Origin of the sequence: Providencia sp. PROV150 (assembly GCF_028481025.1) — a bacterium.
Classification (GTDB): Bacteria; Pseudomonadota; Gammaproteobacteria; order Enterobacterales; family Enterobacteriaceae; genus Providencia; species Providencia hangzhouensis.
On sequence record NZ_JAMPPJ010000002.1, the window covers coordinates 172,079 to 191,818 of the forward strand.

At 35.2% G+C, this 19,740-nt stretch carries 12 protein-coding genes; 5 read left to right on the forward strand and 7 right to left on the reverse strand.

Annotated features, from left to right (window positions below; translation table 11 throughout):
• Positions 1-177: 177 nt before the first annotated feature.
• On the forward strand, positions 178-1,254 hold the full coding sequence (ada, locus tag PSE83_RS03030) for a bifunctional DNA-binding transcriptional regulator/O6-methylguanine-DNA methyltransferase Ada (RefSeq protein WP_036957739.1): 1,077 nt from the start codon (positions 178-180) through the stop codon (positions 1,252-1,254).
• A 112-nt stretch (positions 1,255-1,366) separates the two neighbouring features.
• On the opposite strand, the gene PSE83_RS03035 is transcribed toward ada, so the two are convergent.
• On the reverse strand, positions 1,367-2,614 hold the full coding sequence (locus PSE83_RS03035) for an MFS transporter (RefSeq protein ID WP_272660648.1): 1,248 nt from the start codon (positions 2,612-2,614) through the stop codon (positions 1,367-1,369).
• Positions 2,615-3,141: 527 nt separating this feature from the next.
• Between PSE83_RS03035 and PSE83_RS03040 the strand changes: the two genes are divergently transcribed.
• Positions 3,142-4,290, forward strand: a complete 1,149-nt coding sequence (locus PSE83_RS03040; protein ID WP_004254409.1) for an MFS transporter — start codon at positions 3,142-3,144, stop codon at positions 4,288-4,290.
• Between the two features lie 55 nt (positions 4,291-4,345).
• On the opposite strand, the gene ydeE is transcribed toward PSE83_RS03040, so the two are convergent.
• Together ydeE and PSE83_RS03050 are read right to left on the reverse strand one after the other, a co-directional pair.
• Positions 4,346-5,533: an efflux MFS transporter YdeE gene (gene ydeE, locus PSE83_RS03045; RefSeq protein WP_164565288.1), complete on the reverse strand. Its 1,188-nt coding sequence runs from the start codon at positions 5,531-5,533 to the stop codon at positions 4,346-4,348.
• Between the two features lie 303 nt (positions 5,534-5,836).
• On the reverse strand, positions 5,837-6,994 hold the full coding sequence (locus PSE83_RS03050) for an iron-containing alcohol dehydrogenase (protein WP_004254398.1): 1,158 nt from the start codon (positions 6,992-6,994) through the stop codon (positions 5,837-5,839).
• 250 nt (positions 6,995-7,244) lie between these two features.
• Here PSE83_RS03050 and PSE83_RS03055 point away from each other — a divergent pair, with 250 nt between their 5' ends.
• A complete protein-coding gene (locus PSE83_RS03055; RefSeq protein WP_272660649.1) occupies positions 7,245-14,555 on the forward strand; it encodes a C80 family cysteine peptidase in 7,311 nt (2,436 codons plus the stop codon).
• Positions 14,556-14,745: 190 nt separating this feature from the next.
• Complete coding sequence (locus tag PSE83_RS03060) at positions 14,746-15,630, forward strand: DUF362 domain-containing protein (protein ID WP_164565286.1); 885 nt, start codon at positions 14,746-14,748, stop codon at positions 15,628-15,630.
• Positions 15,631-15,670: 40 nt separating this feature from the next.
• Here PSE83_RS03060 and PSE83_RS03065 read toward each other — a convergent pair whose 3' ends face one another.
• Positions 15,671-16,552 (reverse strand): alpha/beta fold hydrolase, encoded by an 882-nt coding sequence (locus PSE83_RS03065; protein WP_004254390.1) that lies wholly within the window; start codon positions 16,550-16,552, stop codon positions 15,671-15,673.
• Positions 16,553-16,794: 242 nt separating this feature from the next.
• On the opposite strand from PSE83_RS03065, the gene PSE83_RS03070 reads away from it, so the two are divergent.
• A complete protein-coding gene (locus PSE83_RS03070) occupies positions 16,795-17,331 on the forward strand; it encodes a metallophosphoesterase (RefSeq protein WP_036957734.1) in 537 nt (178 codons plus the stop codon).
• Here the strand turns inward: PSE83_RS03070 and PSE83_RS03075 are convergent.
• From PSE83_RS03075 to PSE83_RS03085, 3 genes are all read right to left on the reverse strand, one after another.
• Complete coding sequence (locus PSE83_RS03075) at positions 17,328-17,957, reverse strand: helix-turn-helix transcriptional regulator (RefSeq protein ID WP_036957733.1); 630 nt, start codon at positions 17,955-17,957, stop codon at positions 17,328-17,330. The two genes, PSE83_RS03070 and PSE83_RS03075, sit on opposite strands and share 4 nt — an antisense overlap.
• A gap of 118 nt (positions 17,958-18,075) precedes the next feature.
• A complete protein-coding gene (locus tag PSE83_RS03080; RefSeq protein ID WP_180311957.1) occupies positions 18,076-19,041 on the reverse strand; it encodes a threo-3-hydroxy-L-aspartate ammonia-lyase in 966 nt (321 codons plus the stop codon).
• Positions 19,042-19,068: 27 nt separating this feature from the next.
• On the reverse strand, positions 19,069-19,458 hold the full coding sequence (locus PSE83_RS03085) for a RidA family protein (protein WP_047757265.1): 390 nt from the start codon (positions 19,456-19,458) through the stop codon (positions 19,069-19,071).
• Positions 19,459-19,740: the final 282 nt, after the last annotated feature.

Consider the following 19,740-nt stretch of genomic DNA (forward strand, 5'->3'; position numbering starts at 1 on the left):
TACTAATGCGGTTCAATTTTTGTTGAGTACTTTTTATAAACGCAATAACACATTGGAATTCATGTAATTATGGCATTGTGCTGGACGGATAAAGCTAGAATTAAAAAGCAATGTTCGGAGTTTTTTAGGACTGAAGTTTGTCATAATTAATGTAATTAACCAGCGAAGGGCGACATGATGATAACTAAAAATTTGTGGAAAACGCCAGAACAGAGGTGGCAAGCGGTGGTTGAAAGGAATAAATCCGCAGATGGTCATTTTGTTTACGGTGTAAGAACCTCTGCTATTTATTGCCATCCATCTGCGGCGGGGCGTTTACCAAATAGAGATAATGTTGAGTTTTTCGATAATGAACAGCAAGCTATTGAACAAGGCTACTGTGCTGGAAAACGCTTTCGGACAGAAACGTCACAATTAACCCAATTTTATCAAGAACAAATTGAAAAGGCTTGTCGTTATATTGAGCAGCAGGAACAAACGGTGAGCTTGGCAGAGTTAGCTGATTATATTGGTATGAGTCGCTATCATTTACACCGTTTATTTAAAGCACAGACAGGGTTAACACCAAAGGCATATGCGGATGCATTTCGCCATAAAACATTGCAGCAACAGCTTCAAGAAAAAAAACGAATTACGGATGCTATTTATGATGCAGGTTATCAATCAAATAGTCGCTTTTATGAAGCCTCATCTCAACGACTAGGCATGACGCCGAGTGAATGGAAATCAGGAGGAAGAGGCAGTAAAATTTATTTTGCTCTTGCGGTTTGCTCGTTGGGAACATTATTAGTTGCACAAAGTCCGATAGGGGTTTGCGCCATTTTGTTAGGGGATGACCCTGAGCAGTTATTGAATAATTTACAGGATAAATTCCCGAACGCAGAGCTCATTGGAGGAAATGACGACTTTGAACAACTAGTCGCTCAAGTGGTGGGTTTTATTGAGGCGCCTGAAATTGGTTTAAATTTACCATTAGACATTCAAGGTACTGCATTTCAACAACGCGTCTGGCAAGCTTTACGTAATATCCCAGTTGGGGAAACAAAGAGTTACAGTGATATTGCAGAAAAAATTGGCCAGCCTAGTGCAGTCAGAGCGGTAGCTAATGCCTGTGGTGCAAATATGTTAGCGGTAGCAATACCGTGCCACCGTGTTGTTAGGAGTAATGGTGATCTTTCTGGTTACCGTTGGGGTATTGACCGAAAACAAGCGTTATTGCTAAAAGAGGCGAAGTATAAGGCAGATAATAATTAAATTGCACTAAAAATGAAGAGTAACCCTAATATGACTATTTCAAAATCACACATTTGAAATAATATAACCCCCTTATTCTGTATATATGACTCATGAATAAGGGGAATACGAGTCATTGAATGGCAGTTTTCGGTTGACTATTTTTAGGATAGAACAAGTAAATGACATAGAAAAGTGTAAAACTCGCAGTGTAGCCGGTAAAGATCATCCAGAAAGTTTTCCAATCCACCACACCATTGACCGTATTAAGTTCGATAACCCATCCACATAATACAGCGCCTAAAAATGTGCCAAAACCGTTCACTAATGTGGTGAATACACCTTGTGCTGTTGAACGAAATTCGGGGGCAATTTCTTTTTCTAAGAATAGTGCTCCCGCGATATTAAAGAAATCAAATGCACAGCCGTATACAACCATGGATAAAAATAAAGCGATAGTACCAATCACAGTGAAATCACCGTAAGCAAATAAACCTAATCGTAAAATCCACGCGATCATACTCATAAATAGGATAGCTTCAATTTTGAATTTTTTGAGTAATAGCGGTAAAAGCAAAATAAATATAATTTCTGAAAATTGCGATATTGATAAAAAGATTGTGGGATATTCAGAAAAAACCGAGCCTCTAGCTTCAGGCATTAATGCCATATCTTGTAAAAAGGGAACGCCAAAGGTATTGGTAATTTGTAAAACAGAGCCTAATAACATGGCAAAGAATAGAAATACTGCAACTCGTCCTTTTTTAAAGAGAAAAATAATATTTTGACAACTAAAACTGGGTTTTTCTTCTTTTCTCTCAATTTTACAGCTCTGTGTTGAAATAAAGAAAATAGAAAAAATACTGAGTACAATCGATGCAATAGCACCAATATATAATTGATAAAAACTCATTTCCAATTTTAATAAGCTAATTGTCCACATAGCGACAATAAAGCCTAAGGTACCGTAAACGCGTATTTTAGGAAAATAAACATCAGAATCGAGCTTTTCAGCGCTCAACATTTCAAGAACAATACTATTACAAATAGAAATAGTTGGAATATAAAACATTAGATGAACTAATGTCACAATAAATAGTAGGGTTATTGAATCACTATGAGCCATTACGATTAGAAATACAGCAGAAATGATATGTGATGTAGTGTATACAAGTTTTCTGTTATCAATTTTATCTGCAATAAATCCGATGATAATCGGTGAGCATAAGGCTGAGATACCTAATGTACTAAAAATTAAGCCGATTTCACCGCCTTTGAAATGTAATGTATTGAATAGGTAAGATGCAAAAGTAACTAGCCATGATCCCCAGATAAAAAATTGTAGAAATGAAACGAATTTAAGCCGAGTGATAATATTCATGTTTATATACCTTCCGTTAGCCTAAACATGCTTTAATGTGATTATTAAATAAACTATTCTATTGATTTAATAACCAAATATGGAAGCAACTATCATGTTATTGTTTGTACATTATAAAATAGATAATGAGAGTTTTTTTTGACATAGAAGTGGCTAATAGTCGATTAATCGCAGGAATTAGTGTATTTGAATGGGTAATATTACGTATTAAATGCATAGGAACAAGGAAATCAGATAGTAATTATTTTTGCTAAATTTAAGAAGATGGAATATTTGTTAATATATATTTAACTTTGCAGGAATCTCTTGAATTTAATTAAAGTTTAAGATTTAATAGACCTCTATTCGCTCTTATCTTTCAGTTTGTTACCTTAATTAATCATCTCAATACTTCCAGTATTTAAACGTTACTTACAACTAGCTACTCACTGCCAAAAAACTCCCCTAATTTTTTTTAAATAAAACCATATCGATACCAATCATAAGCACTGATTGGATAATGCAATATATATCAAAACGAGAAAACTATGACTTCTACTCATTACTTACTGCTTTTGTCGGCAGTAGCGGTATACCTTGTTGGTACCGCAGAATTTATGTTGTCGGCTATTTTATCGCCGTTAGCAACGGTATTTCATGTTCAAGCTGACCAAATTACGTGGTTGGTATCGGCTTATGCGTTGGCCTATACCTTGGCAGCTCCTATTATTGGTTTTTTATCAGATAGAATTGATAGACGAAAAATTGTGCTTATGGCTCTTTTGCTATTATCACTCGATAGTTTAGTCATTATTTTTTCACCTAATCTATTGACTGCACTTGTTTTAAGGGGCTTCGGAGGATTGGCTTCTGCTGCACTTGTTCCCGTTATCTTCGCACTTATTGCTGATGTAATTAGTGAAAGTAAACAAGCTACAGCAATGGGGAGTATTATGGTGGGAATGACTGTCGGTATTATTACGGGGCCTATCATTGCAGGGATATTAGTCCAGTATTTTGCTTGGTACGCCCCTTTTATTTATACCGCGATAGGGTGCTTAGTCGTGTTCATTATAGGGCTATTTATACTACCGTACTCTCAAAAAACTGTCAGAAAAAAATTATCTTTTAAAGCGATTAAACCGGTAGGCATTATCAGGCTCATATTAGCGAAAGGTTTATGGAATGGGGTATCAGTTTGTATGTTTTTGCTTGCAGGTGAAATATTAAGGCAACGATCCCACTTAGAAAGTGCGGAGGTTGGTAGCTTAATGGGATTATTTGGGATGGGATTATTATTTGGCAATGGCTTAGTTGCAAAAATTGAAAAAGTTAAAGTATCAAATAATACAAAACTCGTGGTTATTATTTTAATAATCATAGTAACGATTATCTTATTTCTTAGTGGATGGCTTTCGTTAATTGGTCATGGATTATGCTTAACTGTTATTGGTGGGATGTTAGGATTGGCCTCTCCGATAAGCACCGCAATGTTAGCAAGGCAAAGTGCAGAGAATAAAGGTTTTGTCTTGTCTATATCTGAGAGTGTTAACAACTTGATTTTATTATCTGCATTACCAATATTTTCTTTACTCTTTTCGAAAAATTATCTTAAGGTTTCTATAATCATGACTATTGTATTATTGAGTTCAGCTATTTGTTTAGTTTTACCTACAAGGCAGAGAATAAAAAGGTAGTAGATAGATCATTTTTCTCCACCGAAAAAGTTTTTCAGTGGAGAAAAGAGTACTATTAGGTAACTAATAATTGTTTTTTTCTTAGACGCATTCCATTTAACATGGATAGCCAGGCTAAAAATGTAATAAACATAAGAATAATGAAAATAAAATAGGGGGGAAGTTCAGTTAATACAACTCCTGTTAACATCGGATTAAATGCACCGCCAAGTAGCCCTAAAGATTGAGCCGAAAAATAACTGGCCTTCATTCCGTCTGGAGCAATACTATCAATTAACATGTATTCGCCAGGGGCGTAGATTAACTCACCTAAAGTGAAAATAAAGGCGCCAAGAGCCCATAGGTATAAGTTTTCATGGGCATACATAAAGGTTGCCAACCCTAAAATAAAAAATAGACTACCTAATGTCATCAATTTTCTTAAGTTATCTGGAGTGATACGTTTGCCGACTGTATATTGTAACGTCACTACAACAATAGCATTTACGGGCAAAATAACACCGATAACCACTTGGGCAAAATCACTGTTAGCAACGGTGATGGCATATTGGGATATCCAAGTGGTAAAAGTTCCAAAAACTAATGAACCTAAGAAAGTTGATAAAATAAACCATGCCAGCACTTGGTCTCGTAGCATAGATACAGGGTTCCATTTGCGGGTCTGGCCTTCTTCTAATGGTGTTGGTTTTATGCTCTGTACAAACCGTTGTATAAAAAAGATTGGAAAAGCGGCTGAAATTGCAGCTAAATAGAATGGTAAGTTAATACTATACATTAATAACCAGGTGCCAATGGGCGGGCCAACAGTCCAGCCTATATTAATGAAGGTATAATTTAAGGAAAATATTTTTGCTTTTAATGTAACCGTAAGGGTATCTGCAAAATAGGCTTTTAGTACCGTTGAGAATACGGAATAAGAGCAATTTATTAACGAAAAGAAAATAATGACTAAAATAGCATTATTCACGATAGGTATCGCAATAAACCCACAAATAAAGGCGATAACTGCGAATAGCATACAGCGTTTTTTATCAACGCGGTCTGCTAACATACCAAAGCCCATACTAAATAAAACACCAACCACCATAGCCATTGACATTGCAACACCGACAATATCAATAGCCATTTCATATTCACGGGTTAGGTAAATAGCCATGAAGGGCAATGTTGCACCACGCCCAATCGTTAAGAGCAGAGACGATGCAAGTAATGCACTGTTTGATATATTAAATTTAGATAACATGGCTCACAACCTAACTTATTAATTGTTGTTATATATTTGTTTCGGACTATCTGTAAGCTATAAAATACCTAAATTTACAGTGGTGAGATATGGTGATTAATGCTCAAAATTGAAAACAATATTTTGCTGATGCTAATGTGCCATTCTCAATTAAAAATCTGGTAATATGAAATACAATCTAGCCAATTAAACGTTATATGCTGTTATAATAACCGATAAATTTAAATGAGTTATAAGGAAAAGGACTTTGGGTGATAAAAAAGAAAAAGGTGCATACTTGCACCTTTTCGAGAGAGGTGGAGATTATAAAGCGGCCGTATAAACTCGACGACTAATATCTAAGCTAATATCTTGGTGCTCACCTAATTTCACCATATTATGTGCAGCTAAACTATTAACTAATGGTTCAATAACCTCTTGGGTCAATTGGTAGTCACTAAAACGAGTGCCCACTTGCATTTTTTCAAAAAACTCTCGAGTTAACTCAATGGCTTTTAATGCTTTCTCTTGGTCAGAACCTGACGTAATTCCCCAAACTCGTTCTGCATATTGCACTAATTTGGCCTGTTTTTGGGCTAATTTTTCCGTCAGCATGGATGGTAGAACAATAGCGAGTGTTTGTGCATGATCCAAACCATACAGCACAGTGATTTCATGGCCTAACATGTGAGTAGACCAGTCTTGTGGTACCCCAACACCAATTAAACCATTTAAAGCCAAGGTGGCTGTCCACATTAAATTGGCTCTAATATCATAATCTTTTGGAGTCTCAAGCGCTTTAGGTCCAATCTCTATTAATGTTTTCAATAAGCCTTCTGCGAATGCATCTTGTACGTAAGCATTCACTGGGTAAGTCAAATATTGTTCAATAACATGAACGAAAGCGTCAACAACACCATTACTTATTTGGCGAGTCGGTAAAGTATAGGTTTTTACTGGGTCAAGAATAGAGAATTGAGGAAATACATGGTCGCTCATAAAAGCAAGTTTAGAATGCAGTTCTTCACGAGTAATTACAGAACCCTTGTTCATTTCGGAACCAGTAGCAGGTAATGTTAACACTGTACCGAAGGGCAGCGCAGTTTTTATAGTCGAGCCTCTATTTGTGACCACCTCCCATTTATCGCCTGGGTAATTTACCGCGGCTGCGATAAATTTAACACCATCAATGACGGAGCCACCACCCACCGCCAGCAAGAAATCGAAACCTTCTTTTTCAATTTTATCGACAGCTTTTATCAATGTTTCATAGCGAGGATTGGCCTCAATTCCACCAAAATGATCGAATGTTCGAGATCCTAAAGCTTGCTCAACTTCATTTAAGGTTCCTGTTTTTCTTGCACTTTCACCGCCAAATAAAATAAGAACCTTAGCATTTTTAGGGACAACTCGGTCAAGTTCACTGATTTTACCTTCACCAAACATGATACGAGTGGGGTTATAAAATTCGAAATTGTTCATATATGGCCTTCGTAGAAAGTAGAAATGAATCCAAATAATTACATGCATATAATATAATTACAAGTAAACATAATATAATCTTAAAATGATTGTGTATAATATCGATTTGATGGTTTATATTTTAATAGTGAAATTATCTTGAGCGTTGTTAATTGTAGTTAATCTTAATTGTTTTTTTATATATTTTACTGATATGGCAATCTTGTTAAGTTGAAGGTGGGCTTTAATTTGACATGGAAAGAAAACTCAGATGATAAATGTAAATGATAAGAAAACTAATGATAAAATAATTAATAAAGATGATGATTTGATATTTTTAACGGAACACATAGATGGTAGGCCATTAGTAGGGGAGCAGTCCTCCGAACTTAAAAATATATCTAACTGGTTTAATCCTATAGATGAATTCACAAGGCTTACAATTTTTCATCATTTAATGAGTCGGCCTACAAGTGACTCGACATATAATTATCATGTTTTAATCCAAATAGGTGGTGATGACACAGCAGCTAAATCAACGGGGAGATTATTAGCAAAATTTCCTAGTAATTCACTTGTTATACAGTTTGATATTGAGAGTGAGCAGTGGAAAGTGCTACATGGTGATTTACAAACGAAAGTTAACGGAAAAATACGTTGGACGGTTATCGGTCATGGTCAGTATAACGGGCATAACCAGCAAAGTCTCTTTGAGGGGTACCAAGCTTACCAACTTATTGCAGGGTTGAGATACCTTAAAAGCCATGTGCTGAAAGCATACCCTCCCAATAAAATTGTTTTGGCAGGTTGCCAATTAGGTTGTGGGGGGGTAAATGAAAACTTTGTGTTTAGGGCAAGTGTCGAATTAGCTAAGCATGGAATATATCTTCCAGTTGTGGGTTATAATAGGCCTATCAGTGTCACGAACGAGAGTAAAAAAATAGTTTGGCCATATAATTTAATAGAAGAGAAACAATCTACTGAAAATTGGCGATTAGAAATTAATATTAATCAAACTAATCAACAGGCTTATATTAATGGAAAACATGCCAGTTTATATTTTATCGATGAGTTAAGAAGTGGTGAGCTAGAAGTTTGGCAATTAATAAAAGATTACCATTCTACTGCTATGGATATTTTTAAGGATCCAAATAATGAGTATAAAATTGATATTGATTTGATTAAAAAAGTGGCTTTTAATCATGATGCATACGCTATGTTTAAACAGAAGTTAAATGCGAAAGATATTCAATTTAATAGTGATTTTAGAAAAGAACTAATTCGTGAATATGAAAATATTGGAATATTAGAAACACCATTATGGTTAATGATTAATAAAATTAATGTGAATGCTAATCCACAAAAAATCAACGATACTGTAAAAATTATTATTCGCTCAGGAAGAGGTATTGTAGGAAAAAAATATTCTGAAGATCTCGTTAATGAGCTTCCTAATAACACATTATTGTTTCAATTAAACCCGAATACAATGGAATTTTTCTCAGAGTATGGCGACATAGAGCATTTACTAAAAGCAACTAAACAACAGTGGATATTAATAGATAATCTTCACTCTGAACCTGGTTTTATTCAAAACTATGCAAACTCATTAAATGTATTAAAAACAAGATATGATTTTAAAATGCCAGAAAATATTATTCTATATTTAACCGATAAAAAGGCACTTTTGACAAAAGAAGAAAAGGTGATTTTTAGTGAGGAACTAACGAGTAAGTTGAAAATAAATGGAATATATACTAAGGTTTTTTTAGAGAATTATTTTGAACCAAGATATAAAATAATAGCATTACTTGAAGATATTAGTATGGGTAATTTACAGGCAGAGAATATTGATATTAATAGACACCTTTATTTAAAAGGGTATTTTACATTCCAAGATGGAAGTATCGATAAGAACAAATTAAATATTGCAGCATATGACCCCATTATCAGTAAAAAAATTAATAAAGTTTGTGACGCTGAGAATGAAAATGATTTCTCTCATATGTGGAATTCAATATTTATTGATGATGACACCACTAGAATTAAACAGCAAGCCATTGAAGCAAAAGATATTTTAGAATTTTTGAGCCACCAGCCTGAAAAACTAAACTACCTAAGTCAGCTGTCTATAAACCGTTTGAGTGCGTTATTTCCTAGTGGGCAAGGCTTTAATCATGCAGAAGTTTTAAAACTAGTCCAAGATCCAATAAAATTAAGAGAATATAATCAATATATTGATGATTTATTAATGCTCTATATAGATATTGAAACCCCATTTGGAAACGAAAAGTCATTAAAAAAAGAATTTAGATTAATTTTAGATTTACATGAAAAACTAAAATCTAATTATGCAGCATTATCTCAGTTATCATATAAAGAGGGGTTCGATGTTACAGTAAATAAATTGCCAGTTGAAATACATTCATTTGAGAATATCTGCTTTTTACGCCTTTTGCAGCATAGTAATTTAACTAACGAACAAAGTTTACAACTTAAGGAAAAATTTGAAGTTTTAACCAAACTAACACGAAAACAAAAGATAGATAATGTTACTGATAAAGAACAAGAAGTTCTCACTAGATTTGATGAAATATATCAATCGAATTTTGATTTATTAGGAGCTGTTTCTAATGAAATAAACGAGCAATCTCACATATTATTATTTGAAAATATAGGGAATAATCAGATTATCACTTTTCAAAGTGATGAAGAAATATATACAGTTACAAGCTATTCTCGTAATGATAAGTACTTTTTAACTTTATCCGATACTACTGGTGTTGAGCTTATTATTAGTCATTCAGAATTTAGCCAAGCAAAGAAACACTTATCTAATGTTTTTAATGATTATATTAACCAAGAAATAACGCAAGAGGATGGCTCAGTATTAACCAGAGGAAGTATTGCGGGATTTAAACACAAAGTAGGCGAAGCCCTGTTTGGTGAAGTGCAAATCATAAATACAGAGAGCGAAGCATACCTCAGTATGCGGCAAAGCATTATGAGTGAGCTGGATACCTTTTTCAAGTCATCAGAAATATCAGTGACTAATGACTCGGAAATTATTTTTGGCGAGCAGGTAACATCATTAAAAAAACTTAGAGATATTGGGGCTACAATAAATAGCGAACCATTAGATTTTAAACATACTCAGCTTCCAAACTGGGAGGATAATGTTAAATTTAATCCTGATAAATTAGCATTTCAGTTAACCTTTTTAACTGAAAATGAAAAAGACATTAATTTAATTAAAATGATTAATAAGAGTTTACAAGATGATCATATAACAAGACGAATTGATGTTAATTCAATGATCAAACCAAGGGCCGTACTACAAGAACAGCTCCAAATTATTCAAAAATCACAACTCGATAATCCAGTTGGTATGAATAAGACTATAGAAGATTTACGACGCATCGGTATTAAATTACCAACTTATGCAAAAATAGCTAATTATTTTGGGCAAGGAATTGGTTCTACAGGGATATTTCTAACAATCAACTCTGTTTACCAGTTAATAGATGAATTAGATAATCCTAATCTATCAGAAAAAGAAAGACGAGAAATACAGAAAAACCTTGATCTAGCCTGCGCAAATGCATTCTTTAATTATGGGGATATGGTCTTACAACCTATTCTACTTAAGCTCGCTTATAAACAAGCTGGATCGTTTAATGTATCATCAAAAATTACAGCTCGTATTACAATTATATTTAATTTAATTGGAATGGGGTTAGATATTTATCAAGCTTGTGAAGCATTTGAACAACTAGACAGGGTTACAAATGATAAAGAGCGCCAAGACTTAATTGTGAATGGTTCTTTGTCAATTGCTAACATTATTGTGGGGGGTGTAACCATGATCGGTATAATCATTGGTTCATCGGCAATACCTGTCGTTGGTTTAATTGTTGCGGGTTCCTTATTAATTGGAGGGATGGTATATACAGGTATTCGCGCAGTAGAAAAAATTGAAGAGGAACTCGGTGAATCTCTAGGCTGGGATGAAAAAGCCAGAGAAGGTATTCGTGCTGCACTTGGTTTTCCTCCATCAGACAATATATTAAATCGATTTAGTTATAAACAGCATTTAGCATACTTCAAAAATATAAATTGGCAGCAAGACTTAGATACGTTCAAGTCGTCATTTTTATATCAAGGTTTTGATGAACACTTACAATTGGTTGGTAAACCGATCCTTGTTGAACATATCAAACATTATATTTATTATAGAAATAACTCAAAAATAATTAGTAGTGCAGAGTTTGCTGATGTGGATAACCGTGGACCTCTTAGTCATATTGATAGTGATGAAATAGGGCCTTACTATACCATCGAGCAAATTAATTTTATTCGGGAAAATTATCATTATGACTCTCAAGATAATCGTTGGGTAAAAAGCTTTCAAACACAGAGGGTCAATGAACTGAATTTTAATTATCGTTTTAGACTAGTGAATAAAACGGCTCCTATCGCTTATAAAAATATTGGCGAGGAGGTTGCCAATGACATTATTGTACTTAATCCTGAGTATGATAGCTTATTACTAAAACAATTTTTACATAAAAACGAACTAACTACTTTTTATAACATAAAGAAAAAACAGTCGGTTGCTACACAACTAAGTTCATTATCAGCATCAGAGCTACGGCTATTCCAGGCCAGAAATAATTATACCAATACGATTCACCCTGATATAAATAATGATATCAGAGTGAATAGACTAGGGAATGAATTTTTAAACCAGCCTATTGATATTGCAAGAGAATTATTAAGTGAGAAGCCTAGGGTTATTTATGAAGGCATGCAAAATATTGGTTACCGATATGAAAATGAAGCAAAGCAAAAAAACATTAGTTTTAACCCAGGGAATGGAACAGATATTATCGTTGGGAAAAAAAATTCAAAAAATTTATTTAACATCAATGCAGGGAGTAAATTTCTCGTAGGCGGCGAAAAAGATGATATTATAAACTTATCATTATTATTTGATAATAACATTGAAGAAAGTAACGAAATTTATTTTGATGGCAATGGGGGGGATAATAGTATAATCATTAAAGATATTCCATCCAACAGTAAAATAGATATCGATTTGAACAATATAACGTCAGAGGTGGCCTTCATTAATCATAAAGTTAAGAAGATTCATTTACGCAATGTTAATGATGTGATGCTAATTGGAGATAGCTCTACGACAGCAGAATTATTAGGTAATAAAGAATCCAACACATTAGATGCAGGGGCAATGACTGCATTTATTCAAGGTATGGAGGGGGATGATCAATTAATATTTGAATCAGGGATAGTCAATGGTGGAGAAGGTAATGATAGTTATTTTCTACGTCGTGTTGATTGGCACAATAATCAAGATGAATTAAATGATAATTTATTAGAATTATCAGCTGTAATTATTGAAAATACACAAGGCCAAAGCCGAGTAAATTTAGGGTATATGTTAAGCGAAATAAAGGATGCCAGTATTTCTGGTAATGATCTCATATTAAATATTGAAATAAAATCGGCAGAGTCAGAAACGAAAGTTTTAACACTGAATGTTACTTTAAAAAACACGTATAAAATAGATAATAATGGTAGGGAAATATTTCATAGATATCAATTATATACAAAGGACGGATTTGTATTAAATACTAAGCTAAACCATTTGGATTCAAGTGCTTCACACATTATAAGTGAAAATATTTTTAATATTACTTATCAGGGAGGCGCTAGCTCTACAATAAGTATCGATGAGAGTGAAAAAACAATTTCAGTTGATAATAAAATATATGGTCAACCTTTATGGGGAGATTTTAAATTTCATGGTTTAGCGAGTAAGTTAGAATATAAAGGAAAGAGTAATGATGACCACCTTTTAATGGTCAGTAGAAACAGTCATATCATGGTTACTAAAGGAAGAGATGTTTATCAAGTTAACCCAGATCAGATTTTTCAAGGTAAAATAATTTTTGATTTTTCAAATATTAAACCAGAAATGGAAGATGAGTTTGATATGACCATTTTATTACCTTATGAGAATGGGTTTGATATCAAGACATTGGGAACATCAATGTTTTTATATGATAAATTCAGTAATGAAAAAATTGAAATTAGCTTCATTAATTTATCATATCCAATAAGTAAAGAAATTTATATTAAAGACGGCCATGCGAATTTGTTTAGGATAAAAATGGGACAGGATTCTCATAACATTGAACCAATTGAGTGTTTGGAATTACCAACAGTAAATGATGATTACATAAAAATTCCTAAGGGATATAATTTTCGTTATCCTATTCTAGATACAAATAATGGTGATGACTTAATTGAAGACAACAGTATGATAGGAAATATCATAAATTCAGGGGAAGGTAATGATATTATTATTACAAATGGAGGAGGGAATGTTTTGTATGGAGGTAACGGTGATGATTATGTATATGGTGGTGAAAATAGTGATTTAATTCTATCTGACTTGGGTAATGACAAACTTGATGGACAAGGAGGGGATGACCACTATTTAATTGATGGAAGTAAAGGGGGCGGTAATACAGAAATATTAGATCAAGTTGGATTTAATAATATTCATTTATTTAATTTTAAAACACAGTATGAAGTCATAGACGAACGGGAAGATACTTATCATCTTTACACATCGCAATCTAATTTGCGTACAGTCAAAGTAAAAATGCCCCAAAATAACAATAATCAAGTTCATCATCATCAGCGGTTACCCTCCCATATGCCCGCCCATATTCATAATGATGGTATGGCACATCTAGTTCGCTACCTTGCTGAACAGCGTCAATATAAAAAAGAATTAGCGCCAGAACAGATTTGGCATCCTATGGATGAGTTTAAACGTTTTTCTAACGAGTTAAGTTTTCCATCAATTCTTGATACAAAGACAAAAAATATACGTATTAGTGAAAATACGCCATTTAGGCGTTTGTTTATTCGGACAAGAGGAGCAGAACAAAAAGTTTGGGATAAAAGTGGGTTCGGGCGAGTATTTAAAGCGCAAGCGGTAACTGGAGCCATTTCAATTCCAGATGGTATTTACGGAAATAATGTTCTTTATGCATCAACAAGTGATACCAATTTATATGGTGGTGAAGGGAATGATGTCTTCATCTCTAATGGTTCAAATGGGTTGTTAACAGACGCTAGCGGAAAAAATAGTTTTATTATTAATGGCGAAATTGTAGGCTGGAATTCACTATATAGCCTTGGCGGTGAAAACACGATTTACCTCATTAATTTTAATAAGGACGTTATTCGAGAAGAGCCTGACCACCGAAGTAATGCAACTCGATATATTTATACTTCAGAGCAGGGACGTAGTGTAAAAATATTTCAGTATCCGAATACGATAGCTCCCACAGTAGTTCATGTGCGGTCTTTAGAGGGGCAAAATGAGCATTCCATCCAACAAAAATTGAATCATTTAGTGGAGACGTTAGCGGCACTACGCCTACAAGACGAAGAAAAATGTATTGGTATTCAGGATATTGAACATTTGCAGAAGAATTGGGAGCCTGCCAACCTTGTTGATAATTATATGAAAAAAGCGAGTTAGATAGGAGGCGTAAACCACAAGGCTCCAAAATACAGAGAGTTTTGTGGTTTTTAAGTAATTATTTAGCCCAAATCATCTTTATTTACAGAGTGTAGTACTAAAATAGTGTAAAAATTAATGCTAGAATTTAACTATTAAATATAACAATTTTAAATAAGTTATTTTTGTTGTAACGGGAGAGTGTAGAGCAATGAGACGTTTTATTAGTTTAGAGCTGCCTCCTGAACCCATAATTAACGGTCAGTGCGTAAGAAAACGCCTGAAAAATAGCATCTGTGATAATTGTGCCACCAGTTGTCCTGTTGGTGCGGTGTCATTTAGCCATATGGATGCAGAAATTAATAATGAATTATGTTTTCAATGTGGTAATTGTTTATTTGCTTGCCCTGTCGATGCCATTGAAAATATCAAACCCCATGAACGTAGTTATCAAGGGGAATTTTTGATAGTAAACCATGATGAGCCGATTGCTAATGCGGACGAACTGATTGTTTGGCACCGGCAATATGGTATTCGTGGTATGCAAATTGCTGAACCCTGGGTTGATAAATGGTTGCCAACGATTGCGGCATTAAATTTAAAACTCAAAACATTACAAGAACCTATTTGGCAATTACGTATTGTTCAGCCTGAACAAGTCGATAGCGGTCGTCGGATGATGCTATTTCGTCAAAAATTGGACTCAAAGCCGTTAGATAAGGGCCAGGTGAAAACAGGATTAAATGCAAGAAAACAATTTTACCCTGAAGATAGCTGGTTTAAGGTCGAATTAGACACGGAAAAATGCATTCTTTGTGGTGCTTGTGCCAAGATGTGTGATGAGCATGCGATAGAAATTGAAAATCACCAATTTTTGATAGATGAAAAACGTTGTACTGGTTGTATGAGTTGCCAAGTCGTTTGTTTTCCTAAATCTATTCATGTACAAAGCTATACAGCTAAAAATAACGTGCCGAAAATCTTCCATTATTATGATGCGCAGTGTCATACCTGCCATTTACCTTTTTCTTCTTGGGAAGAAAATACCCATACTTGCCCAATTTGTGCACAGCATAAGAAACAAGGTTGGTTATAAGGGTGACTAAGGCTCATTTTTAGAGCCTTAGTACGTTAATTTATTGATTTAAGTGATTAATTATCAATTTAGCGATTAGTGGATTAATCATTGGTGGCGTTTCATGGCCCATACCTTCAATAACTTCCAATTTTGCATTAGGAATATTGTCAGCAATATCTTGCCCTGCGGCTAATGGGAAGAGCGGATCAATTGAACCGTGAATAACCAATGCAGGGACGTTGATTTGCTGAATATAAGGACGCAGATCTCCGGTGACGGCAACAGCAACAATTTGGCGCTTAGTGCCTTCCGGTGAATGATTGCGTGCGAGTGATTGCAGTATATATTCACGGTAATAACTTTCATCAAATGGGCCAAACGTTGAGCTGATCCGGCGATAAAACGCAAGCTGTCCTGATAAATACCCTTCTAAATCTTCTTTTGGGTTAGCACTTGGGCTCATCAGCATTTGCATAACATCGGGAGCGCTTTGTGGCAGTACTGGGTTTCCTGTTGATGACATGATCGCGCAAAGAGAGAGTGTACGCTCAGGAAACTTTGCAGCCACTATTTGTGCTATCATTCCGCCCATGGAACGGCCTATAACGTGGGCTTTATCAATAGATAATGAATCCAAGAGGTGGATAATATCCTCAGCCATATCGAATAAAGTATAAGGAATAGCGAAAGGTTCACCTTTTTGCATTTTTTCAATCAATACCTCTAAATCAATAGGTGGGAACTCATTGATATGATGAGATAAACCCGCATCTCGATTATCTATACGTAACAGGTAAAAACCGGCATCTGCAATTTCCTGACAAAAGTCTGACGTCCAACTAATGTTATGGCCACCTAAGCCAGGGATCAGAACAATAGTGGGGTTATTTGGTGTACCAAATGAATCGTAAAAAAGCGGAACTGAATTGGTTTTAGTCATTTTTCTTCCGGAATCGTTATTAATGAATAGTACTATTTATATGCCGTAGTTTCGTTGCAATTGCGAGCCATAAAAATTAGCAATGATTACCTATGATATAATTGAAATATACCATGGCAACGCAATATAAGTCTGTTTTTCAGTCAATTCTGTAAAGCAATTAAAAAGCATTGAGATATGATAACTAGCAAGCAAATCGTTTGCTTGAGTAGAATAATTATTAATATATTTTTAGGTTTTATATGATTTACTTTATTTCAGATACCCATTTTTGCCATTCGAACATTATTAACCTATGTGATCGCCCGTTTAAAAGCACCAGTCACATGAATGATACATTAATTCATAACTGGAATGCGTATGTTACTGATCATGATGAGATTTACATACTAGGTGATTTTTTATACAAGGGTAGTGGTGCGGATGCCAATAAAATATTACGCCGTTTAGCGGGGAAAAAATATTTGATCCGCGGCAATCATGATAAATTTTTAGACGACCCTGAATTCGACCAATCATTGTTTGAATGGGTTAAAAGCTATTATGAGTTGGAATATCAAAAACAGAAATTAGTGTTATTTCATTACCCAATATTAGAATGGCAAGGCTTCTTCCGTGATGCGATTCATTTATATGGACATGTTCATAATTCAGGTAAAGACCCTGAGCAGTTTAAGCGTTTAGCGGTATTAGGGCCCCGAGCCATTAATGTCGGCGTAGATGTGAATGATTTTCTCCCTATCAGTATTAAACAGATATTAAGAAAGGCAAATAGTTAACTTTCTTTTTTGGCATACAAATAAACTGAAGCCCTTGATATCCCTAAGTGCTGTGCCACCGTTTCCATGGATTTTTTTACATCTAACAGGCCTTCATTGCGTAGCACTTCAATTAAGTTTTTTCTTTCGTCCGCTTTCAATGTGCGTGGGGTTGCTGCTAAGGCTGCTGCATATTGGTCAATACGTATGCGAATCGCTTCGGTCCCATTAGGCTCAATATGCTCTTTTATTGGGCTATTTCCCACATCAATAAATTGCGATAACATACTTTGCATACTTCTAAATAACGTCATATCCAGATTTAAGCACAATGCTGCGATATATTTCCCTGACTCATCTTTAATACCAATCGAAGTACTTTTTACTGGGCGCCCATCGGAAAATTGGTTGGTATAATTGGCTATGATGTTCGGAAAATCTGCAGATTCAATTCTTGCATGGCCGAGTTCGGTAGTCGGCTCACCAACTTGGCGACCAGATAAGTTATTATGAATCGACAGGATTGAGTGCTCTGGATTTTTAAGGTCGTGTACAACAACCTCACAAAAAGGGGCGAATGTTTCACTAAGACCTTTTGCAATAATTTCAACTTGAGCCAGTAATGAATTATTTTTTTGATCTGACATGCAATTTCCCTTCATCTATCAAGCGTTAATCCCTAATTTTAACCTATTTTTCGTATTGCTAATAGATGAAGGGGGGTGATCATTATGAAACTAATTCTTTATAAAACTAGTTAACTACTTATGAAACTAATTGTGCAAAGTGCTGAATATCAACATTTCCACCGCTGACAATGATCCCCACGCGCTTACCTTGGAACTGTTCTTTGTGGGCAAGGGCAGCAGCATAGGACAAGCAACCTGTCGGCTCAACGATAATTTTCATGCGCTCTGCATAAAATTTCATGCGGTCAATTAGCTGTTCATCGGTTACAGTGAAAATATCATCAACCTTATTTTTGATAACTGCAAAAGTGTAGTTACCTAGATGTTGGGTTTGGGCACCGTCTGCGATAGTTTTTGGCGTGTCTATATGTACAATTTCCCCTCGACGAAATGATTGTTGTGCATCATTGCCTGCTAAAGGTTCAACCCCATAAATTAGGCAATTAGGCGATAATTGTCTGGTTGCAATGGCACACCCTGAGAGTAAGCCTCCTCCACCTAAGCAAACGAATAGGGCATCTAATTCACCTACTTCTTCAATCAATTCTTTGGCTGCTGTGCCTTGGCCAGCTATGATATCAGGGTGATCATACGGTGGAATAATGGTTAACCCCTGTTGGGCTGCGAGTTGCTGGCAAAGTACTTCTCTATCTTCTTTATAACGATCAAAACGGATAACGGTGGCCCCGTAACCTTGCGTAGCTGCTACTTTCACGGCAGGTGCATCATTGGGCATCAGAATGGTGGCCGGAATGTGTAGAAGTTGCGCCGCTAAAGCAATACCTTGCGCATGGTTACCAGAAGAAAATGCAATAACGCCTGCTTTTTTCTGCTCGGGACTCAACAAACTCAACGCATTAAAGGCTCCACGAAATTTAAAAGCCCCCATACGCTGGAAGTTTTCGCATTTAAAAAACAGTTCGGCCCCAAATTCTTTATTTGCGGTGGTTGAGGTAAGAACAGGGGTTTTATGCGCAAAACCCGCAATGCGTCGTGCAGCTGCTTCCACATCTTGAAAAGTCGGTAATATTAATTCTGACATGATATAACCCCAATGAATAATAAGTGATTAAGCAGACACTGCAACGGCTTCAATTTCTAAGGCTGCACCAAAATGCAGTTCAGCAACACCTGCGACAGCACGGGCTGGGCGATGGTCACCTATCCAATTAGCATAAACTTGGTTAAATAACGGCCAATTTTCCATATCTGCGATATAAACTCGGACTTGAACCAACTGTGCTTTACTACAGTTAACGGCATCTAAACATGCTTGTAAATTATCAAGCACAAGCAAGGCTTGCTCTTGGAATGACACGTCAATCACCGCATTGCCGAGCTTATCAACGGGTAATTGTCCTGAGATAAAAACCAAACCATTGGCAGTAACACAGTGTGAATAATGCCCTTTGGGGGCAATGAGTGTCGGTGCATTCACACACTCAATCCGTTGACTCATATTTACCTCATTATGCATAAAATACCCTAATTGGACTTTTAGTCTAATATTAGATTATATGTTTAGTCAACGCTTTTCTTCGCGAAATAAATTTGATGTAAATAACAACAAACTGTTATCAAAATTGCCATCAACATAATAAAAAGAAAAATAGAGATATAAGACAGTTAATTAAATTATTTACTGGGCAAAAGTTAATTATCAAGGTAAATCTACTGGGATATTCCTATAGGCAGAATTTAAATTGGCAGGGCAGATTGAGCGATATATCTTAATTAAAAA